This window comes from Pseudomonas sp. Z1-29, assembly GCF_051131995.1.
Lineage (GTDB): Bacteria > Pseudomonadota > Gammaproteobacteria > Pseudomonadales > Pseudomonadaceae > Aquipseudomonas.
This window is the reverse complement of record NZ_CP071645.1, coordinates 3767646-3786678: the sequence shown is the minus strand read 5'-3', so window position 1 is coordinate 3786678 and position 19033 is coordinate 3767646. Positions and strand designations below refer to the sequence as shown.

The following is a 19033-nucleotide window of genomic DNA, read 5'->3' as shown; positions in this document are numbered from 1 at the left end:
GCACCCAGACATAAACGCCTGACCGCACAATGCTTTTGTGGCGAGGGAGCTTGCTCCCGCTGGCCTGCGAAGCAGGCCCAAGAAATTCGCGACTGCGTCGCAGCCGAGCGGGAGCAAGCTCCCTCGCCACAAAAGAGCGTTCAGTCAGTTCAATTGCGTGCAGCCACCGGCGCCTTGACCCGCTCAGCCTTGCGCCAGGTCAGCAACACAATGCCCGTCACCACGATCGCGCCGCCGAGCACCTGGCCCGGGTTGAGCATCTGGTCCAGCACCAGCCAGCCAATCAGCAGGGTCGCCAGCGGTTCGATGTTCATCACCGGGGCATTGCGTGGCATGTCCAGGCGTGGCACGCACATGAACAACACGATGAACCCGGTGCCGTAAAGCACCACCAGGGTGGCGAGCGCGAGCCAGCCGGTGTTGCTGGCAGGCAGGTCGAGGCCGCCGGGCAGGGCACCGGTCAGGCCTGCGAGGTTGACGCTGCTGAACACAATGAAAATCGTCAGCAGGCTGCGCACCGAGCCGCGTACCTGGGACAGCTTGTGATCGGTGATCCACAACGCGCAAGCGAACACGCACGCGGCGCAGAATGCCAGGCCAACCCCCAATAGCCATTGCGGGCCGACATCCGCCTGCGATGATAACCGCGCCGGCACTTCAAGCACGAACACCAGGCCGACCAGGATCATCCCCATCAACATCGCCGTACGCGCAGTGGGGCGCGGCCCGCCGAGCGCCCAGGTCAGCAGCGCCAACAGGATCGGGAACACGTTACCCACCAACAGCGCCAGCGCCACCGGCACCCGCGCCACGGCCGAATACAGGCACAGGCTCTGGGCGCCGATCAACAGGCCCAACACCAACTGCCAGCGCCAGGCCCCGGCGGGCAGGCGCAGGCTCTGGCGTTGCCACAAGACCATCGCCGCCAGCACCAGCAACGTCCCGCCCGAGCGCAGCAGGATCGCCAGCAGCACGCCGGCACCGTCATCGAACGCCGCCCGCGCGGCGACGTGGTTACCGGCAAAAGCGCAGCCCATGCAGAGCAGGATGAGCACAGCGACAGGGCGGGAAAAAGGAATAGGAACATCGGCGGCAACGGTGGGGCGGGTCATGGCAGCAATCTCAAAGGTGTACCACCGCAGCAGCGAGGCTTCGGTGGTTTATTTTTAGTTATAGGTTGTCGTACAACAACGGAAGATTTGTACCGGATCCAGCAGAGAGAGACAAGCGCCGGCTCCCGCCCGTAACCCGCTCTCCCTAGATGTTGGCAGCTCACCCGTGGTCAGGGAGCCTGCTCCCGCTCGGCTGCAAAGCAGCCGCCAGCTCCACCAGCTCAACCAATCCAGAGACCGGCGTACATCCCCCAGCGATTTGCTGTACAACAGCTGACCGCTGTGTTGTTTCCGGCACCGATCCCCCTGAGTTTCCCGCGGAGCAACCCATGCGCCTGGCTGATTTCATTGTCGACAACATCGAACCGATCCTCCAGGCGTGGGAAGACTTCGCCAGGACCATCACCCCGGCCTCCATCGGCATGGATGCGGTAGCGCTGCGCGACCATGCCGAGCAGATGCTGCGCACCATCGCCATTGATCTGCGCACCTCTCAGACCCCGGAGGAGCAGATCGCCAAATCCCAGGGCGAAGCCCCGGCGGCGGAGGCCGAGACCGCGGCGGAAACCCACGCTGTCATTCGCCAGTCTTCCGGTTTTACCGTGGAACAGATGGTCTCGGAATACCGTGCGTTGCGCACCAGCGTGCTGGTGTTGTGGATGCCCCATGCCCAGCTGGACCAGGCGCAGGCGATGTCGGATGTGATCCGCTTCAATGAAGCCGTCGACCAGGCCCTGGCGGAATCGGTGGTCAGTTATTCCGGCGCGGTCGATGCGGCGCGCAATATCTTCCTCGGGATCCTGGGACACGATCTGCGCAGCCCGCTGGGGGCAATCCTGCTGAGTTCCGAAGTGCTCCTGCGCGCCGGCGATCTGCCTGCCAAGGCCACCAAGATTTCCTCGCGCATCTATACCAGCGTCAAACGGGCGAACAAGATTGTTGGCGACCTGCTGGACTTCACCCGTACCCAGCTGGGCGCAGGCATACCGGTACAGCGCTTCAACGGCGACCTGGTGGCAGCGTGCGAAGGCATGGTGGAAGAGGCACGGGCCTATCATCCGGAAAGCAGCATCCTCTTCGAGCCGCACGGTCCGCTTGAAGGACTGTTCGATCCGGCGCGGATGGAACAGGTGTTTTCCAACCTGATCGGCAATGCCGTGCAACATGGCGCGGAGGGCGCGCCGATCACGGTATCGTTGAGCCGCGAAGGGGATGAAGCCGTCATCGCGATCAACAACCAGGGCAAGCCTATCGCGAAGGACGCCATCGCCAGCATCTTCAATCCCTTGATCCGGCAGCTGCGCAGCGGCGACTTGCAATACGGCCCCACGGCCGGCCTGGGACTGGGCCTCTACATTGCCTCGGCAATCGTCGCGGCTCACCAGGGGACCATCGAAGTCCACTCGAAGGCGCGCGGAGGCACCACGTTCACCGTTCGGATCCCACTCCATCCCGAGTGACAGGGCCGGGCGAGGATAATAACTTGTACGATGTCCTATCAGAGGGTAAAACAAACGTCCCCGTCCAATAATAATTAACGGAGACGTACTATGGATGCTTCGCAACCTGCAACCGCCGATCAGGCGCGCCGGACCTTCCTCAAGAAATCCCTGGTGGTTTCGGCCGCGGCCGCGACCCTTGGCAACCTGCCCGGCCTGACCCAGGCCGAACCGCTGAGCCAGCGTTATCCGGACCCTCTGGTCAATATCCTCGACCCCAGCTTCATGGACCTGCGCATCTTCAACGCGAGCGTGGAAAAACTCGCCAGCGGCCTGCGCTGGGCCGAAGGGCCGGTGTGGATCGGCGACGGTCGGTATCTGCTGGTCAGTGACATCCCCAACAACCGCATCGTGCGCTGGGACGAAGTCACCGGTGGGCTGTCGGTGTATCGGGAGAATTCGAACTTCTCCAACGGCATGTGCCGTGATCGCCAGGGACGGTTGCTGGTCTGTGAAGGCTCGACCACGTCGACCGAAGGGCGGCGTATCACCCGCACCGAACACAACGGCACGATCACCGTGCTGGCCGATCGTTTCGACGGCAAACCGTTGAACTCGCCCAACGACATCGTCTGCAAACGGGATGGCTCGATCTGGTTCACCGACCCGCCGTTCCAGACCGGCAACAACTACGAGGGGCACAAAGTCACCCCCGAGCAGCCGCACGCGGTGTACCGCATCGACGGTGAAACCGGCAAGCTCAGCCGGGTCATCGACGACCTGGCGGGGCCGAACGGCCTGTGCTTTTCCCCGGATGAAAAAACTCTCTATGTGGTCGAAGGCCGGGCCAAGCCCAACCGCCTGGTCTGGGCAATCACGGTCAAGGATGACGGCACCTTGGGCGAGCGCCGCAAGCATATCGAAGGCCTGGATTACGCCGCCATCGACGGCATCAAGTGCGATGAGAGCGGCAACCTCTGGTGCGGCTGGGGCGGAAACGGCGACCCCAAGGCCGACCTGGAAAAACTCGACGGTGTGCGGGTGTTCAACCCCGAGGGCAAGGCCATCGGGCACATCTCCCTGCCGGAACGCTGCCCCAACATCTGTTTCGGCGGCAGGGAGGGCAACCGGTTGTTCATGGCCGGCAGCCACTCGTTGTACTCATTGTTCGTGAACACCCGCGGGGCGACGTTTGCCTGACCATTAAAATAGCCCAGCAACGTCTCTCAGTTAGCCGAGCACCTCTCTTTGTGGCGCGGGGATAAATCCCCTCGCCACGATTTTCCAATTATTGGATAGAGGGCTTTCCAGACGCCCCCGATTTTTCAAGCCAACTTCACATTCATGGTGATCCGCGCCGTGAACACCTTCTTGCCATCCACGTCATGAATATCCACCGGCACGATCTTGTCGCCCTCGGTCTGCCAGTCCACCTCATCGCCGTTCGCCACCGCCGTCACGTCGCTCTTGGCCTTGGCCAGGTATTCCACGGTCATGCCTTTGGGGATCCACCGGGCGCCGTCGGGAATCGAGACGTTGGTCATCATCCCGGCGGCCAGCTCGGCGGCGTTGCACATGGCAATGGCATGCACGGTGCCCAGGTGATTGGTGATTTCCTTGCGAAACGGTACCTGCACAGTCGCCGCGCCCTGGCGCAGCTCCGTGACCAGCGGATTGATAGTGGAGAAGTAAGGTGCCATCTGACAGGCCATTTTGCTGAACGCATCGGGACCTGCGCTGTTGAACATACCGAGAACCTGATTCATGTGAAGCCTCACTGACAAGGGATTTGCGGAACAATCTTCCGTTACAGAATATTATTCTGTGACGGAACGGTATTCTGTTGTTGGCGAATCTGTCAAGCTGCGCTCACTTCGTCATGGGCAGTCGTCTGCCTGATCCTTCAACGAACCGGTTTAAGCCCAGCATGCAAACAACGGAATTACTCGAACGTGCCTTCCCCGGCAGAAGGGCCGAGCTCAAGCGCGATATCTTCAGCAAGGCCCTGGCGCTGTTCAACGAACAGGGCATCGAGGCGACCACCATTGAAATGATCCGCACCGAATGCCAGACCAGTGTCGGCGCGATCTACCACCACTTCGGCAACAAGGAAGGCCTGGTGGCGGCGCTGTTCTTCACCGCGCTGGACGACCAGGCGCACTTGCGCGAGCAATACCTGGCCGAGGCGACGACGGCCGAACAGGGCGTGCAAGCGTTGATCTTCAGCTATGTCGATTGGGTCGACAGCCAGCCGGAATGGGCGCGTTTCCAGTATCACGCGCGTTTTGCCGTGACCAAGGGACCGTTCAAGGACGAACTCGCCAGCCGCAACAGCACGCGCAACGGCCAGCTCTGGCAGTGGCTGAGCGCGGCGGAGCAGGGCCAGGCGCTCAAGCGTTATCCGGCCGAGCTGATGTTTTCGCTGATCATCGGCGCGTCGGAAAGTTATTGCCGTGCCTGGCTGGCGGGGCGAGTGCCGACCAGCCCCAAGGCCCATCGGGAGTTACTGGCGCAGGCGGCGTGGCGGTCGATCAGCGCTGAATGATCGAGCGCCGTTCGCAGCTCCACAGTTCTACCGAGGGGTGTTCCACGGTGGGCGGGCCGAGCCAATGCGCCATGGGCTGGCAATGGCCGGCATGACACAGTTGGTAATCGCCGGCCTGGGGCGTGCGGCCCAGCTTCAAGGGTTGCAGCGGCGGCAGTTGTCGATAGTAGTGCCAACTGCCGTTTTCCAGCCGGGCATTTTCCGGAATCTCCATGCCGGCACCGTTGCCCTTGATCCTGGCTTCGCCCAGGACCAGGCCCGTTTCGGTGACACGGTAGTCTTCCTCCCAACGGATCTTCTCGATGGTGTGATCCCACGCCAAGGTGAACTCGCTGAGTTCAAGCTGCGCCCAGATCACTCCGGACAGGCCCAGGCACAAGCCGATCACGCCAAGGCCTGTCCGCCGCGACGTGCGCGCCACAGATGCTGCCCGATCAACAGCGCCCCCAGGACAAAGCCGATTTCATCGGTCAACGGCAGCGCCACCACCAACAATGCCCCGGCGGCAAAACACATCAGCCGTTCCCAGACCGGCATCTTCTGTTGCAGGAAACCGGTAGACGCCATGCCCCACAGGCCGACCGCGAGCAAGGTCTTGATCAGCATGTACGCCGTCATCCAGAGATTGTCGCCCTGGAGCATCAGCGCCGGGTTGTAGACCGTCATGAACGGAATGACGAAGCCGGCGAGGGCGATGCGCACGGCCCAGAAGCTGATCTTCAGGCCACTCTCCCTGGCGATGGGCGCGGCGGCGAAACAGGCCAGGGCCACCGGAGGGGTCAGGTCGGCGAGGATGCCGAAATAGAACACGAACATGTGCGATACGATCAGCGGCACGCCCAGTTCCAACAGGGCTGGCGCGGCGATCGAGCTGGTGATGATGTAGTTGGGGATGGTCGGGATGCCCATGCCCAATACCAGGCAGGTAAGCATGGTAAGGATCAGCGACAGCAGCAGGTTGTCCTTGCCGATGGCCAGGATGTAACCGGCGAAAGTGGACGCCACGCCCGTCAGCGAAACCACGGCGATGATGGTGCCAACCAAGGCGCAGGCGATCCCCACCGGAACGGCGTGCCGGGCACCATCCACCAATGCATGCAGGCAGATGACCAGGGTTTCCCGCGTGCCTTGCATGAACCAGCAAGCCACCACCAGCACGCCGATCACCGCGAACACGATTCCGATACCCAACCGGAAGAAGCCGACGCAGAGAATCCCCAGTGCGACCCAGAACGCGCAGCGCAAGGCGTAGTTCGATACTTTGAGGATGATCGCCGAGCCGAGAATCACAATAGCCGTCAATGCCAGCCCGACCATGCCGGAGAACAGCGGAGTGCGCCCGGAAAACAACAGATAGACCAGCACTGCCAGTGGAATCAGCAGATACCAGTTTTCCTTGACCGCGCCCCAGGCACTCGGGCACTGATCCTTGGGTAGACCTCTGAGGTTCGAACGCTTGGCCTCCAGGTGCACCATCCAGAACACCGAGCCGAAATACAGGCAGGCGGGTATCAAGGCCGCCTTGGCGATTTCCACGAACGGCACGTTGATGGTCTCGGCCATGATGAACGCCACCGCACCCATGACCGGCGGCATGATCTGGCTGCCCATGCTCGATGTCGCTTCCACGCCGCCGGCGAACGCGGCCTTGTAGCCAAAGCGTTTCATCAGCGGAATAGTGAACTGGCCGGTCGTCACCACATTGGCGATGCCCGAGCCGGTGATGGTGCCCATCAGCGCCGATGACACCACCGACACCTTCGCCGGGCCGCCGAGTTTGTGGCCGAACAGGCCCATGGAAAAATCGGTGAACAGCTTGATCATGCCGGCCTTTTCCAGGAAAGCGCCGAACAGGATGAAGAGGAAGATATAAGTGGCCGATACGTAGGTCGGCGTGCCGTACAACCCTTCGGTGCCAAACGCCAATTGGTTGATGATCTGGTCCACGCCGTAGCCGCGATGCGCCAGGTCGCCCGGCAGGTGTTCGCCGAACAGGCCATAGGCTAGGAACAGGCCGCAGATGATCGGCAAGGCGATGCCCATCACCCGCCGCGCCGCCTCGAATACCAGCACGATCAGGACGATGCCGATGACCATGTCGGCGCTCGTCAGGTCGCCGGAGCGCTGGATCAGGTCGGCCTCGAACACCCACTGATAGAGCGCGGTCGCCATCCCCGCCAGCCCCAACGCCCAGGCCAGGGGTTGCCAGGGCCGTTGCTTGCCATGGGCCGGGTAGCTCAAGAACACCACCCACAGCAAAAAGCCCACATGCACCGCCCGCAGCACGATGCTCGATACCGGGGAGAAGGCTGCGGTGACGATCTGGAATATGGAAAACAGCAACGCTACATAGAACAGCGTCTTCGGCCAGTCCCGTGGGTCCGTGGCGATGCCGTGCTGGTCTTCACTCATAAGGTGCCTGCCTGTTGTCTGTAGCCGGTGCGAAACACGACACGGCAACGGCGGTTTACGCCGTTGCCGCCCCAGGGGTCTACAGCGCGCCCACTTCCTTGTAGTAGCGTTCGGCGCCAGGGTGCAGGGCTATCGGCAGGTTCTTCGCGGCGTTTTTCAGGGAAATGTCTTTCGCCGCCGAATGGGACGTGCCCAGGCGATTGAGGTTGTCGAAGAGCAGCTTGGTCATCTGATAGGCCACTTCGTCCGGCACATCCTCGCGGGTCACCAGGATATTGGTGATGGCGACGGTGGGCACGGCGTCAGTTTGTCCGTCGTACGTGTTGGGCGGGATTTGTGCGCTCAAATAGGCCGGGTTACCGATTTTTGCCACGACATCGGTGGGAATCGATACGTAGTTCAATGGCATGGTCGACGCCAGGTCACGAATCGCTGCCATGCCCAGGCCGGAAGATTGCAGCGTGGCATCCAACTGGCGGTTCTTGATCAGATCCACCGACTCGGCGAATGGCAGGTATTGCACCTTCATATCGCTGTAGGTCAGGCCCGCGGCCTTGAAGATTGCCCGGGCGTTGAGCTCGGTGCCGGATTTCGCTGCGCCGACCGAAACGGTCTTGCCCTTGAGATCGGCCAGGGTCTTGATGCCTGATTCCTGGCTGGCGACGATTTGTATGTAGTTGGGGTAGGCGCCAGCGATGGCCCGCAGCTTGGTCAAGGGCGCCTTGAAGCCGGCGTCTTCCACCCCATTCTTGGCGTCCGCCACCGAGTCGCCCAAGGCGAACGCCAACTCCCCGCGTCCGGCTTGCAGCAGGTTCAGGTTTTCCACCGAAGCCTTGGTGGCCTGGACCGACGTCTTGGAATCCTTGATGCCACTGCTGTAGATCTGCGAGAGCCCGACGCCAATCGGGTAATACACCCCGCTGGTGCCTCCGGTCAGAATGTTGATGTACGCTGGCGCAGCATAGGCCGTGGTCGTGACCATCACGGCTGCGGTGGCGGCCAGGGAAATGAAGCGTTTGCTGATTGGCATGGCGACTCTCCGTCTTGTTATGGCTTTTGCAGAGTCTTTCCACTGTAGTCGAAACGGGCCTGATGGCGAGTCGACAACTCCGATGGGCCTGATCAGGCCATGCTGGAGCCTGGCGCTGCGCTGCTGCCGCGTACGGTCAGCTCGAACGGCAGGAGCACGTGCCGCTGGGCGATGGATCTTTTCTCGATCAGGGCGATGAGCATTTCTACGGCTTTGTGACCAAAGGTTTCAGCTGGCTGGGAAATGGTGGTCAGCGGCGGATCGCAATAGGCGGCGAACGGGATGTCGTCAAAACCCACCAGGGAGATGTCCTCGGGCACCCGCAGGCCCGTCTGCTTGATGCGCTTGAGCGCGCCGATGGCCATCTCATCGTTCTCGCAGAACAGCGCGCTGGGACGCTCGGCCAGGGCGAGCATGGCGCTGGCGCCGTCGAAGCCGGCCTTGAGGGTGAAGTCGCCGTGGCAGATCAGCTCGGGGACGATGGCGATGCCGGCGTCTTGCAAGGCGTCCTGGTAGCCGGCGACGCGATCGAGGGTCAACGGGCTGCTGCGAGGGCCCTTGATGATGCCGATGCGTCGGTGGCCGAGGCCGATAAGGTGCTCGGTCATGGCGCGGGCGGCGCTGCGGTTGTCCAGGCTGATGGTCGGGTAGGGCGCGTCCTTGACCACTTCGCAGGCATTGACCAGCGGCAACGCGTCGGCGCCGGGCGGCAGTGCGACAAAGGGGTCGCTGGCGCGCAATTGAATCACCCCGTCGGCCTGGTGGGCGTAGACCAGCGCGGCGAATTCCTGCTCGATGGCTTCGCGGCCCTGGGTATCGCACAGCAGCAGTCGATAGCCGGCCGCTTGCGCCGCCTGTTGGGCACCGCTGATGACCCGGGCGAAAAAGGTATTGGCGATCGCCGGCACCAGGATCACCAGGTTGCCGGTACGGCGGGAACGGAACTGCACCGCCATCAGGTTCGGTCGATAACCGGCCTGTGCCACCGCGGCGTTGACCTTGTCGCGGGTTTCCGGCAGCACGCGTTCGGGTGATTTCAACGTCCTCGACACCGTGGCCACGGAAACACCGGCCAGCCGGGCCACTTCACGGATATTCGACAAGATCACCTCGATTCGGCGCCTGGAGACGCAGGCATGGCCGCGAGCTTACCGCAGGTTCGAAGCCTGACAAATGCTCATCGGCATCTTCCAGGGTTTGACATGAAGCTAAACCAGGCCTAGATTTCCGCTCATGATGTAACCGGTTACATCATCAGTCCGGACAAAAGAGAATCGCGATGAAACCTGTAGCACCAAAAATAAGAATGGGCTTCGTCGGCGGTGGGGAGGGCGCGTTCATCGGCCAGGCCCATCGTCAGGCCGCGGGCCTGGACGGTGGTTTCGAGCTGGTGTGCGGCGCGTTCAGCCGTGACCCGCAGAATAACCGGCAGACCGGAGAAGCCCTGGGGCTGGCCGCGTCCCGCTGTTATCACGACTGGCAGCAGATGCTCGACGCCGAGGCGCTGCTGCCTCTGGACCAGCGCATGGAACTGCTGGTGATCGTCACCCCCAACCATCTCCACGCGCCCATTGCCCGCCAGGCACTGGAGGCGGGTTTCCATGTGTTCAGCGAAAAGCCCGCGGCACTGAACCTCAAGGAGTTGCTCGCGCTCAGGGACGTGCTGCAGGGCAGCCGTTGTCTCTACGGCCTGGCTCACACCTACCTGGGCTACCCGATGGTCTGGCAGGCCCGGGAGATGGTGCGCTCGGGCGTGATCGGCCAGGTGCGCAAAGTGTTCGTCGAATACCCTCAGGGCTGGCTCAGCCAGGACGTCGCCGCGCAAGGCAACAAACAGGCCGAATGGCGCGACGATCCGGCACAGTCCGGGCTGGGCGGCTGCATTGGTGACATTGGCACCCATGCTTTTTCCTTGGCGGAGTTCGTCGCCGACCAACCGATCCAACAGCTTTGCGCCACGCTGGGCACGCATGTCGCCGGTCGGCAACTGGACGACGACGTGGCGATGTTATTCCAGATGCAACGCGGCGCCAGCGGCGTGTTGCTGGCCAGCCAGGTCTGCACCGGCGAAGAGAACCCGCTGAAGATCCGCGTCTACGGCGACAAAGGCGCCCTGGAGTGGCGCCAGGAACAGCCGTCGAGCCTGATCCATCGCGCCCTCGATCAACCCCTGAGCATCCTGCGTAGCGGGGTTGGCCAGCCGTGGTTGTGCGAGGCCGCAACGCGCCGCATGCGTCTGCCCGCCGGGCATCCCGAGGGTTATCTGGAAGCGATGGCCAACCTCTACGGCGATTTCGCCCGGGCCATTCGCGAACGCGTCGAAGGCCCCGATGTGCCTGGCGTACCCGGCATCGAAATCGGCTTGCGCGGTATGGCGTTCATTGAGGCCGCCATCCTCAATCACCGTGGCGAGGCGAAATGGACCACGCTGAAAACCGGAGAATCGCAGTTGTGAGCACCCCCGACGAAACACCGAGCGGCCTGCGCGGGCCAGCGATTTTCCTGGCGCAGTTCATGTCCGATGAATCGCCGTTCGACACCCTGGCCGACATTGCTCGATGGGCCGCGTCGCAGGGCTACAAGGCGATTCAACTGCCGACCCTCGGCACGCGCTACATCGACCTGGCCCGGGCCGCCGAGAGCCAGGATTATTGCGATGAGCTCAAGGCCGTCTGCGCATCGGCCGGCGTCGAGATCAGCGAGTTGTCGACGCACCTGCAAGGGCAGTTGGTGGCGGTGCACCCGGCATTCGACGCGCTGTTCGACGACTTCGCCCCGGCCCACCTGCGCGGCCAGCCCGAGGCGCGCACCGAGTGGGCCATCGAGCAACTGAAACTCGCCGCCCGTGCCAGCCAACGCCTGGGCCTCAAGGCCCACGCGACGTTTTCCGGTGCGTTGCTGTGGCCTTATATGTACCCGTGGCCGCAACGTCCGTCCGGCCTGGTCGAGCAAGGGTTCGCCGAACTGGCCCGGCGCTGGTTGCCGATCCTCGACTGTTTCGACGCGGCCGGCGTCGACCTGTGCTACGAGATCCACCCCGGCGAAGACCTGCACGACGGCGCCTCGTTCGAGCGTTTCCTCGAAGCCGTCGATCACCATCCACGGGCGGCGATCCTCTACGACCCCAGCCACCTGTTGCTGCAACAGATGGACTACCTGGGCTTCATCGATCGCTACCACGACCGCATCCGCATGTTCCACGTCAAGGACGCCGAATTCCGCCCCGATGCCCGTTCCGGTGTCTACGGCGGCTACCAGGTTTGGGTTGATCGCCCCGGCCGGTTCCGTTCCCTGGGCGATGGGCAGATCGATTTCAAGGCGATCTTCAGCAAGCTGACCCAGTACGGCTTCGACGGCTGGGCGGTGCTGGAATGGGAATGCTGCCTGAAAGATTCGCAGCAGGGCGCGGCCGAAGGCGCGGCGTTCATCCAGCGGCACATGATCAGCAAGACCGCCAAGGCGTTCGATGATTTCGCCGGTGTCACGGCGGACGAAGCGTCCAATCGGCGGTTGCTGGGGTTGCCCCCGGTGCCAATGACATAACCCCTGTGGCGAGGGGATTTAGCGAAACGTCCCGCCGCCCCGCTGGGCTGCGAAGCGGTCATAAGATTTTGCGGTCGCTGCGCAACCGAGCGGGGATAAATCCCCTCGCCACAGAGGGCATGCAAGGCTTCAATTTTTCATAAGAACAACAATAAAACGGTGACTACCATGACCACGATGAATGCACGCCTGAGCGTGATGATGTTCCTGCAGTTCTTTATCTGGGGCGGCTGGTTCGTCACCCTTGGCACGTTCCTGTCCACTACGCTGAGTGCCAGCGGCGGGCAGATCGGCATGGCCTTCGCCACCCAATCCTGGGGCGCGATCATCGCGCCGTTCGTCATCGGCCTGATTGCCGACCGCTACTTCAACGCCGAGCGCATCCTGGCGGTGCTGCACCTGGTGGGCGCGGTGTTGTTGTATCAGCTGTACTCGGCGGCGGATTTCAACGCGTTCTATCCGTACGTGCTGGCCTACATGGTGATCTACATGCCGACCCTGGCCCTGGTCAATTCCGTGGCATTCCGGCAGATGCGTGATCCGGCGCTGGAGTTCTCGCGTATCCGCGTCTGGGGCACGGTCGGCTGGATCGTCGCCGGCGTGGTGATCAGTTTTGTCTTCGCCTGGGACTCACGCGAGGCGATCTCGGCCGGCGGCCTGCGCAATACGTTCCTCATGGCGGCCATTGCCTCGCTGCTCCTTGGGCTCTACAGCTTCACGCTGCCAGGCACCGCGCCGCTCAAGGCGCAGGCGAGCGCTGGCGCCGTCAAGCAGTCGCTGGGGCTCGACGCGTTAGGCCTGTTAAAGGACCGCAGCTACCTGGTGTTCTTCATCGCCTCGATCCTGATCTGCATCCCGTTGGCGTTCTACTACCAGAACGCCAACCCGTTCCTGGCGGAAACCGGCATGACCAACCCGACGGCGAAAATGGCCATCGGGCAGGTGTCCGAAGTGCTGTTCATGCTGCTGTTGCCGCTGTTCATCCAGCGCTTCGGTATCAAGCTGGCGCTGTTGGTGGGCATGCTGGCGTGGGCGTTGCGCTACGTGCTGTTCGCCTACGGCGACAACGGCGGGCTGGCGTTCATGCTGTTCACCGGCATTGCGCTGCACGGCATCTGCTACGACTTCTTTTTTGTCTCGGGGCAGATCTACACGGACGCCAAGGCGCCCGCGCACCTGCGCAGCTCGGCCCAGGGGCTGATCACCCTGGCGACGTACGGAGTGGGCATGTTGATCGGGTTCTGGGTGGCGGGGCAGGTGACCGATCACTTTGTGGTGGAAGGCGGCCACGACTGGAAAAGCATCTGGCTGTTCCCGGCCGGTTTTGCCCTGGTGGTATTCGTCTGCTTCCTGCTGACCTTCAGCGGCCGGCAAGCGGTCGTGGCGCCGTCCAAGGCTTGAGTGGGGAAAGAACGCCAGTCACTTGTGGCTGGCGCTCAGTTTGGTGTAGGTCACTTTTCCGCCTTCACTGGTGCTGCCCTTGTTATCCAAGGTGTAGACGCCGGCCTTGAAGTAGAAATCGTAGCCTTGCCAGGACTTGTCCAGTTTCACCTGTTTGCCACTGCTGCCGATCAGCACCGACAGTTGGCCTTGCTTGTCCATTTGCAGCGTGTACGAGAACGATTTGTTCAACGGCACCTTGGGCACGGTCATGATCACCGGGCTTTTTTTGTCCTTGGGCTTGAAGCGGTATTCCACGTCGATATTGCCGACGCCTTTTTCGTAGCGGTAAACCAGTTTCAACAACGGCGTCGGCGCCTCCTTGGCGTGAATCTGCGCCACTACCACACGGCCTTCCGAAGGCACCTGGTTCACCGACAATTCACCCTTGAGAGTGTTGGTGCCGCTGTTGTAGCGCCAGTTGCGATGTTTCCCGTCTTTGCTGGTTTCCCGCAATTCGGAACGCGGGTAATCGCTGTTACCGGTATGGGAGCCGGTGACAGGCGCCCAGAAGATGATCCTCTGGCCGTTATTGTCGAAATACTTGTTGTTCAGACTCGGCATGGCTTTGGTCGCCACGACCTGCGCGGGCGTTTGCACCGGCAGGGTAACGCTCCAGACAGTCACGTCAATCATGATGAAATCCTCCAACGGGACCGGCCGTATCTGGCGGTCGTCAAGACAATGAATTGCCTTCCGTGGCGTAGTTTTCATGCTATCGACGGGAGTCTGCTTCGCTGGAGGCCCAACTGACGGATGGCTCTGCGATGAGCCTCTCAGGCCCGTAATTGGGGGGAGTGACGTTGTGTCTTTTTGTTGCTGATCGGTTAGAGTACGCGCCGCCCGAGAGACGGATCCCGGGCGTTTTCCCATGGAGCATCAAATGAAACAATTCAGCAAAGTTGTCGCCTGCGCACTGTTCGGCCTGGTCCTGGCGGGTTGCACCGGCACCCCGATGAAAACCCAGCAATACGACAGCAGCCAATACACCGTGGTTGGCCACAGTGAAGCCAAGGCCACCGGCCTGTTGCTGTTCGGCGTGATCCCGATCCGCCAGAACAACCGTTTCGTGCGCGCCCAGACCGCCGCGATCAAGGCAAAGGGCGGCGACGCCATGATCAACACTCAAGTCCAGGAAAACTGGTTCTGGGCCTGGGTCCTGACCGGCTACACCACTTCGGTGTCCGGTGATGTGGTCAAGCTGAAGAACGTTCAGTAAGCCCGACCAGGTAAGTCCGCCCGTGGCGAGGGAGCAAGCTCCCTCGCCACAAAAGCTGGTTCATTTCCAGGTTACTTTCCTCCCACCACCATGTGACTGAACGGCTCGACATACGCCTGCAACGTCACCAGCCCGCCCACCAGAATCGCCAGCACCACCGAGTGGAAAAACACGTAGCGCAGGATTTCCCCTTCGTGGCCGTACCAGCGGGTCGCGGTGGAGGCGACCACGATCGACTGGGCGTCGACCATCTTGCCCATCACCCCGCCGGAACTATTGGCGGCGGCCATCAACACCGGGCTGATTCCCAACTGCTCTGCCGTGACCCGTTGCAAACCGCCGAACAGCACGTTTGACGCCGTGTCCGAACCGGTCAGCGCCACGCCGAGCCAGCCCAGCAGCGTGCCGAACATCGGGTAGAAGATGCCCGTCGCGGCAAACGCCAGGCCCATGGTCGCGTCCAGGCCCGAATAGCGCGTAAGAAAGCCCAACGCCAACATGGCGACAATGGTGATCAGCGAATAGCGCACCACCCACAGCGTTCGCAGGTATTGGCGCGCCAGTTGCGGGATCGAATAGCCCATCAGCAAGCCGCCGAGAATGGCCGCCAGGAAGATGCCGCTGCCGGTGGCGGTAAACCAGTTGAACTTGTAGACCGCTTCCTCGGTTTTCGGCTGGGGCACCACCGGCGGGACCTTTTCGATTTGCTGGTGGATGGTGCCGAAGGTCAGCAGCGGCGAGAAGATCGGATTCGCCTCGCGCATTGGCTTGCCCTGGGGATCGAGCCTGGCCGATTGGGTCTGCGGGTCGAGGGCCGGGCGGGTGTCGAACAGATTCTTGAAGCCCTGGGTGCCCCAGGCAAACACGAAGACCGTGAGGATGATCCACGGCATCCACGCCCGCAGCACGGCGGGGCGGTTATCGCTGGCGAAGGCGCCGCTGGCCACCGGCGTCTGTTGCTCGCTGGGGTCGATCTTCGAATCATCGTGCCGGCCTGACAACGCCGCCGAGGTATGCACCGTGGCCGGTTTCCAGACCTTGAGGAAACCGGTCAGGCAGGCCATGGAAATCAGCGCGGCTATCACGTCCACCAGCATCGGGCCGTGGTAGTTCGAGACCAGGAACTGCGGGATGGCGAAGCTGACGCCGGCCACCAGGATCGCCGGCCAGACTTCGAGCATCTTGCGCCAACCGGCGAACGCCCAGATCAGCCAGAACGGCACGATCACCGAGAAAAACGGCAACTGTCGGCCGACCATCATCGACAGCTCCATTTCATCCAGCCCGGTGACCTTGGCGAGCGTGATGATCGGCGTACCCAGCGCGCCGAACGCCACTGGCGCAGTGTTGGCGATCAGCGCCAGGCCCGAGGCGGCGAGCGGCGAAAAGCCCAGCCCGATCAGGATCGCCCCGGTCACCGCCACTGGCGTGCCGAAGCCCGCCGCGCCCTCGAAGAAGGCACCGAAACAGAAGGCAATCAGCAGCAATTGCAGACGCCGATCGTCGGTGATGCGCGCCAGGGAATCCTGCAGGACCTTGAACGAACCGTTCTCGGTGGTCAGCCGGTGCAGGAAGATGATGTTGAGCACGATCCAGCCGATCGGCAGCAGGCCGTTGGCCGCACCATAAAGGGCCGCCGAACCGGCCATGTCGGCGGGCATGCCGAAGGCGAAAATCGCGATGAGCAGCGCCGAGGCCAGGGCGTACAACGCCGCCAGGTGCGCCTTGACATGAAAGAACGCCAGGGCCGCCAGCATCACCACCACCGGAACCGCCGCCAACAGCGTCGACAGCACCGCATTACCGAAGGGATCGTAGACTTGTTGCCAGACCATGTTCCACCTCTGCTTTTTATTGTTGGAAGTGCAGGCCCCGGGGGGGATTGGCAGAGAAGTATAGGCGGGGATCAGAGGATGGGATTGGAACCTTCTGGTCCTGCTTACCCAATGTGGGAGCGAGCTTGCTCGCGATGGCGGTGGGTCAGTTGGACGTGAAGCTGACTGTGCCACCGCTATCGCGAGCAAGCTCGCTCCCACAGGGTTTCGGGTGATGACGGCTAGCGGGCTTCGACGTTATCCAGCGCGCGGTTCGCCAGCAGCCCGCTCAGCTCGATCAGTTGCTGGATGCCCAGGGCAATGTGGCGTCGCGAGCCGTCCAGGTCGAAGGCCAGGTCGGTGACCATGGCATTGGCCGAGGCGAGGGTTTCGCTGAGGTTGGCGAGCAGGGCTTCGGTGTCGATGCCGTTGATGACGGTGAAGAGTTGGGCGGGTTCGGTGTTTGGCGGGTTTGGGGTTGCTTTGAACATAGATGGAGTCTCATGTGGAATTTAGAGAAGCCATGACCCCTCGCTACCAAACGAAGGGTGGCGGCCATACGAAGGTTGGTAGACCGGTCCACATGAACACCGGCGCGCCCGAAGACGCCCTACGCATGGCCACCATTTATGCAAATGCTGAAGGGCATTCGCAGAAAGTGAAGCTGTGCGTCACATGGAAAACCGGGCTACCAAACCCGATCGCTGATTTTTCAGCGACCGTGAAACAGTAAAGCCCGCCCTCAAGACGCACAAGCCGGTGGATTCTGGCGTAGTCGTAGGCAATGGAGCAAGACGATGTAGCCCAAACCCGAAGGATCCTACAACTGAATAAACACAGCCCCTGTTGGACTAGGAGCCAGCCTTAACAAAACACCGATGTTGAAGCTGGGAGCCAGCCTTAACAAAACACCGATGTTGAAGCTGGGAGCCAGCCTTAACAAAACCCCCGTGGCGAGGGAGCTTGCTCCCGCTGGGTGGCGAAGCCGCCCCAAAAATTTCTGCCTTGGCAAAAAAGCTTGGGCCTGCTGCGCAGGCCAGCGGGAGCAAGCTCCCTCGCCACGAGACTGATTCGTAAGACCGTGCGCTCAGCCCTTCGCCGCCATCGCCGTCACTTCCACTTTCATGCCTTCCACCGCCAGCGCCGCCACGCCCACCGCGGCGCGCACCGGCCAGGGCTTGGCGAAGAAGCGTTTGTAGACTTCATTAAAAGCCGCGCGATCGGCTATGTCGGTCAGGTAGATGGTCAAGTGCAACACGCGGTCCATGGAGCTGCCGGCGCGTTCGAGGGCGCTCTTGAGCGCCTGCAACGTGCATTCGCTCTGCGCCGTGATGTCGCCCAGCTCCAGGCTGCCGTCGGCGCGGGTCGGGATCTGGGTGGAAACCAGCAAGCCGCCGAAACCGGCGACGTCGGAGGAGATGGAGTCTGCGTCCGGGTCGGGGGTGAACGTGATGTCTTGGTTCGCCATGGAAGTCTCGTGCTCGAAAAGAAAGGAGGCCAGTCGCGTCAAAACGACTGGCCTGCCAGTTTAACGCCGATCTTCGGGCTGTCAGCCACTTCCTCCGGTTCGAGCCGCCGTCACCGTCGGCCCTGGACCATTCGCTTGGCGGTCAGCACGTGCTCCAGTTGCGGTTCGGCGACCGCTACGTGGGCGGCCATGTCGCGGGCCTGTTCCCAATCCAGCTCCGGGCGCAACCATTCGAGGGCGTTCTCGCCGGTGAAGGCCAGCAGTCGCTGCTGTTGATTGACCATGTCGCCGTAGGTCACCAGGGCCAGCCCGTCACAGCCGTTGGGCGTTTCACTGGCCTGGGCCAGGGCGGCGAGGAAGATCGGTGAGGATTGCCGCGACGTCGTATAGCTCAGGCGCTTGGACTGGGCGTGCGCGCCAGTCTCCGCGGCGGCTTCGTACCAGCCATCCACCGCCACCAGGACGCGACCGTCGCGCTTGATCCGGTCGAACACCTTGGAGCGCATCACCAGGTGCAAGGGCAGGTGGGTCAGCGGCGGCATCGTGCCCATCGACCACACGGGCGACCAACCCCAGCGCACCTTGATGCACTCCAGGCGCCCGCCACGGTTGCGTATGGCGCTGACCTGCATGTTCGGCTTGATCACGCTTTGTCGCTCATGCAGCGCGGGCTCCGCCGCAGCGTGAAGGCTGTCGGCGGACAAGCTTGATGGGTTGGCACCGAAGGGGTCGCGCTGGGCAAAAAACGCAAGGGAATCCTTGGAAGAAACGGGCTGAACGAAACATTCACACATCGCGAAAACTCCAGGCAGATATTGACTACAACCCGCCGTTGAAGCCGCAAAAAACGAGTCGTCTTCAGTCGGTTGCGGCGGTGTTATGTAGCTCCGAGCCGACGCGCCAAAGCTTGGTTCGAAAATCCTTATCGTCACCGGATGAGCGGAAAATCAAGCGGCATTTCATCCACTTATACGACCGCTCATCGTCTGCACGGAGAGCCGCGCAATTTCC

19 protein-coding genes are annotated in these 19033 nt (G+C 62.2%); 8 read left to right on the top strand and 11 right to left on the bottom strand.

Annotated features, from left to right (window positions below):
• Positions 1-149: 149 nt before the first annotated feature.
• Entirely contained in the window at positions 150-1112 is a 963-nt protein-coding gene (locus J3P84_RS17095; RefSeq protein WP_434568993.1) for an EamA family transporter, read from the bottom strand.
• Between the two features lie 329 nt (positions 1113-1441).
• On the opposite strand from J3P84_RS17095, the gene J3P84_RS17090 reads away from it, so the two are divergent.
• Together J3P84_RS17090 and J3P84_RS17085 are read left to right on the top strand one after the other, a co-directional pair.
• Positions 1442-2572 carry a sensor histidine kinase gene (locus J3P84_RS17090; RefSeq protein ID WP_434624654.1) on the top strand — a complete coding sequence of 377 codons (1131 nt, stop codon included), beginning with the start codon at positions 1442-1444 and terminating at the stop codon, positions 2570-2572.
• A 90-nt stretch (positions 2573-2662) separates the two neighbouring features.
• Positions 2663-3751, top strand: coding sequence for an SMP-30/gluconolactonase/LRE family protein (locus J3P84_RS17085; RefSeq protein ID WP_434568991.1), 1089 nt, complete (start codon positions 2663-2665; stop codon positions 3749-3751).
• Positions 3752-3876: 125 nt separating this feature from the next.
• Here J3P84_RS17085 and J3P84_RS17080 read toward each other — a convergent pair whose 3' ends face one another.
• Complete coding sequence (locus tag J3P84_RS17080; protein WP_434568990.1) at positions 3877-4317, bottom strand: hotdog fold domain-containing protein; 441 nt, start codon at positions 4315-4317, stop codon at positions 3877-3879.
• Between the two features lie 161 nt (positions 4318-4478).
• Here J3P84_RS17080 and J3P84_RS17075 point away from each other — a divergent pair, with 161 nt between their 5' ends.
• On the top strand, positions 4479-5096 hold the full coding sequence (locus J3P84_RS17075; protein WP_434624651.1) for a TetR/AcrR family transcriptional regulator: 618 nt from the start codon (positions 4479-4481) through the stop codon (positions 5094-5096).
• On the opposite strand, the gene J3P84_RS17070 is transcribed toward J3P84_RS17075, so the two are convergent.
• The 4 genes from J3P84_RS17070 to J3P84_RS17055 form a co-directional block, all read right to left on the bottom strand.
• Entirely contained in the window at positions 5083-5484 is a 402-nt protein-coding gene (locus tag J3P84_RS17070) for a DUF1850 domain-containing protein (protein ID WP_434624649.1), read from the bottom strand. The genes J3P84_RS17075 and J3P84_RS17070 overlap by 14 nt on opposite strands.
• On the bottom strand, positions 5481-7508 hold the full coding sequence (locus tag J3P84_RS17065) for a TRAP transporter permease (protein WP_434624647.1): 2028 nt from the start codon (positions 7506-7508) through the stop codon (positions 5481-5483). The genes J3P84_RS17070 and J3P84_RS17065 overlap by 4 nt, the downstream gene beginning before the upstream one ends.
• A gap of 79 nt (positions 7509-7587) precedes the next feature.
• Entirely contained in the window at positions 7588-8538 is a 951-nt protein-coding gene (locus J3P84_RS17060) for a TAXI family TRAP transporter solute-binding subunit (RefSeq protein WP_434624645.1), read from the bottom strand.
• 92 nt (positions 8539-8630) lie between these two features.
• Entirely contained in the window at positions 8631-9641 is a 1011-nt protein-coding gene (locus J3P84_RS17055) for a LacI family DNA-binding transcriptional regulator (RefSeq protein WP_434624643.1), read from the bottom strand.
• Positions 9642-9817: 176 nt separating this feature from the next.
• Between J3P84_RS17055 and J3P84_RS17050 the strand changes: the two genes are divergently transcribed.
• The 3 genes from J3P84_RS17050 to J3P84_RS17040 all read left to right on the top strand — a co-directional run bounded on the left by J3P84_RS17050 (position 9818) and on the right by J3P84_RS17040 (position 13482).
• Entirely contained in the window at positions 9818-10993 is a 1176-nt protein-coding gene (locus J3P84_RS17050; protein ID WP_434624641.1) for a Gfo/Idh/MocA family protein, read from the top strand.
• Between the two features lie 59 nt (positions 10994-11052).
• Entirely contained in the window at positions 11053-12081 is a 1029-nt protein-coding gene (locus J3P84_RS17045) for a sugar phosphate isomerase/epimerase family protein (protein ID WP_434631405.1), read from the top strand.
• A gap of 168 nt (positions 12082-12249) precedes the next feature.
• On the top strand, positions 12250-13482 hold the full coding sequence (locus J3P84_RS17040) for a nucleoside permease (protein ID WP_434624639.1): 1233 nt from the start codon (positions 12250-12252) through the stop codon (positions 13480-13482).
• A gap of 18 nt (positions 13483-13500) precedes the next feature.
• On the opposite strand, the gene J3P84_RS17035 is transcribed toward J3P84_RS17040, so the two are convergent.
• A complete protein-coding gene (locus tag J3P84_RS17035; protein WP_434624637.1) occupies positions 13501-14157 on the bottom strand; it encodes a polysaccharide lyase family 7 protein in 657 nt (218 codons plus the stop codon).
• Between the two features lie 247 nt (positions 14158-14404).
• On the opposite strand from J3P84_RS17035, the gene J3P84_RS17030 reads away from it, so the two are divergent.
• Entirely contained in the window at positions 14405-14740 is a 336-nt protein-coding gene (locus J3P84_RS17030) for a hypothetical protein (RefSeq protein ID WP_434568981.1), read from the top strand.
• A 71-nt stretch (positions 14741-14811) separates the two neighbouring features.
• On the opposite strand, the gene J3P84_RS17025 is transcribed toward J3P84_RS17030, so the two are convergent.
• Positions 14812-16575 carry an L-lactate permease gene (locus J3P84_RS17025; protein WP_434624635.1) on the bottom strand — a complete coding sequence of 588 codons (1764 nt, stop codon included), beginning with the start codon at positions 16573-16575 and terminating at the stop codon, positions 14812-14814.
• Positions 16576-16796: 221 nt separating this feature from the next.
• The gene (locus tag J3P84_RS17020) at positions 16797-17045 is read right to left on the bottom strand and encodes a DUF6124 family protein (protein WP_434624634.1); all 249 of its coding nucleotides are present in this window, start codon (positions 17043-17045) and stop codon (positions 16797-16799) included.
• Between the two features lie 14 nt (positions 17046-17059).
• On the opposite strand from J3P84_RS17020, the gene J3P84_RS17015 reads away from it, so the two are divergent.
• Positions 17060-17287, top strand: a complete 228-nt coding sequence (locus tag J3P84_RS17015) for a hypothetical protein (protein ID WP_434624632.1) — start codon at positions 17060-17062, stop codon at positions 17285-17287.
• Between the two features lie 354 nt (positions 17288-17641).
• Here J3P84_RS17015 and J3P84_RS17010 read toward each other — a convergent pair whose 3' ends face one another.
• Positions 17642-18022 (bottom strand): RidA family protein, encoded by a 381-nt coding sequence (locus J3P84_RS17010; RefSeq protein WP_434568979.1) that lies wholly within the window; start codon positions 18020-18022, stop codon positions 17642-17644.
• Between the two features lie 110 nt (positions 18023-18132).
• Positions 18133-18816: an SOS response-associated peptidase family protein gene (locus J3P84_RS17005; RefSeq protein WP_434624630.1), complete on the bottom strand. Its 684-nt coding sequence runs from the start codon at positions 18814-18816 to the stop codon at positions 18133-18135.
• Positions 18817-19033 lie beyond the last annotated feature (217 nt).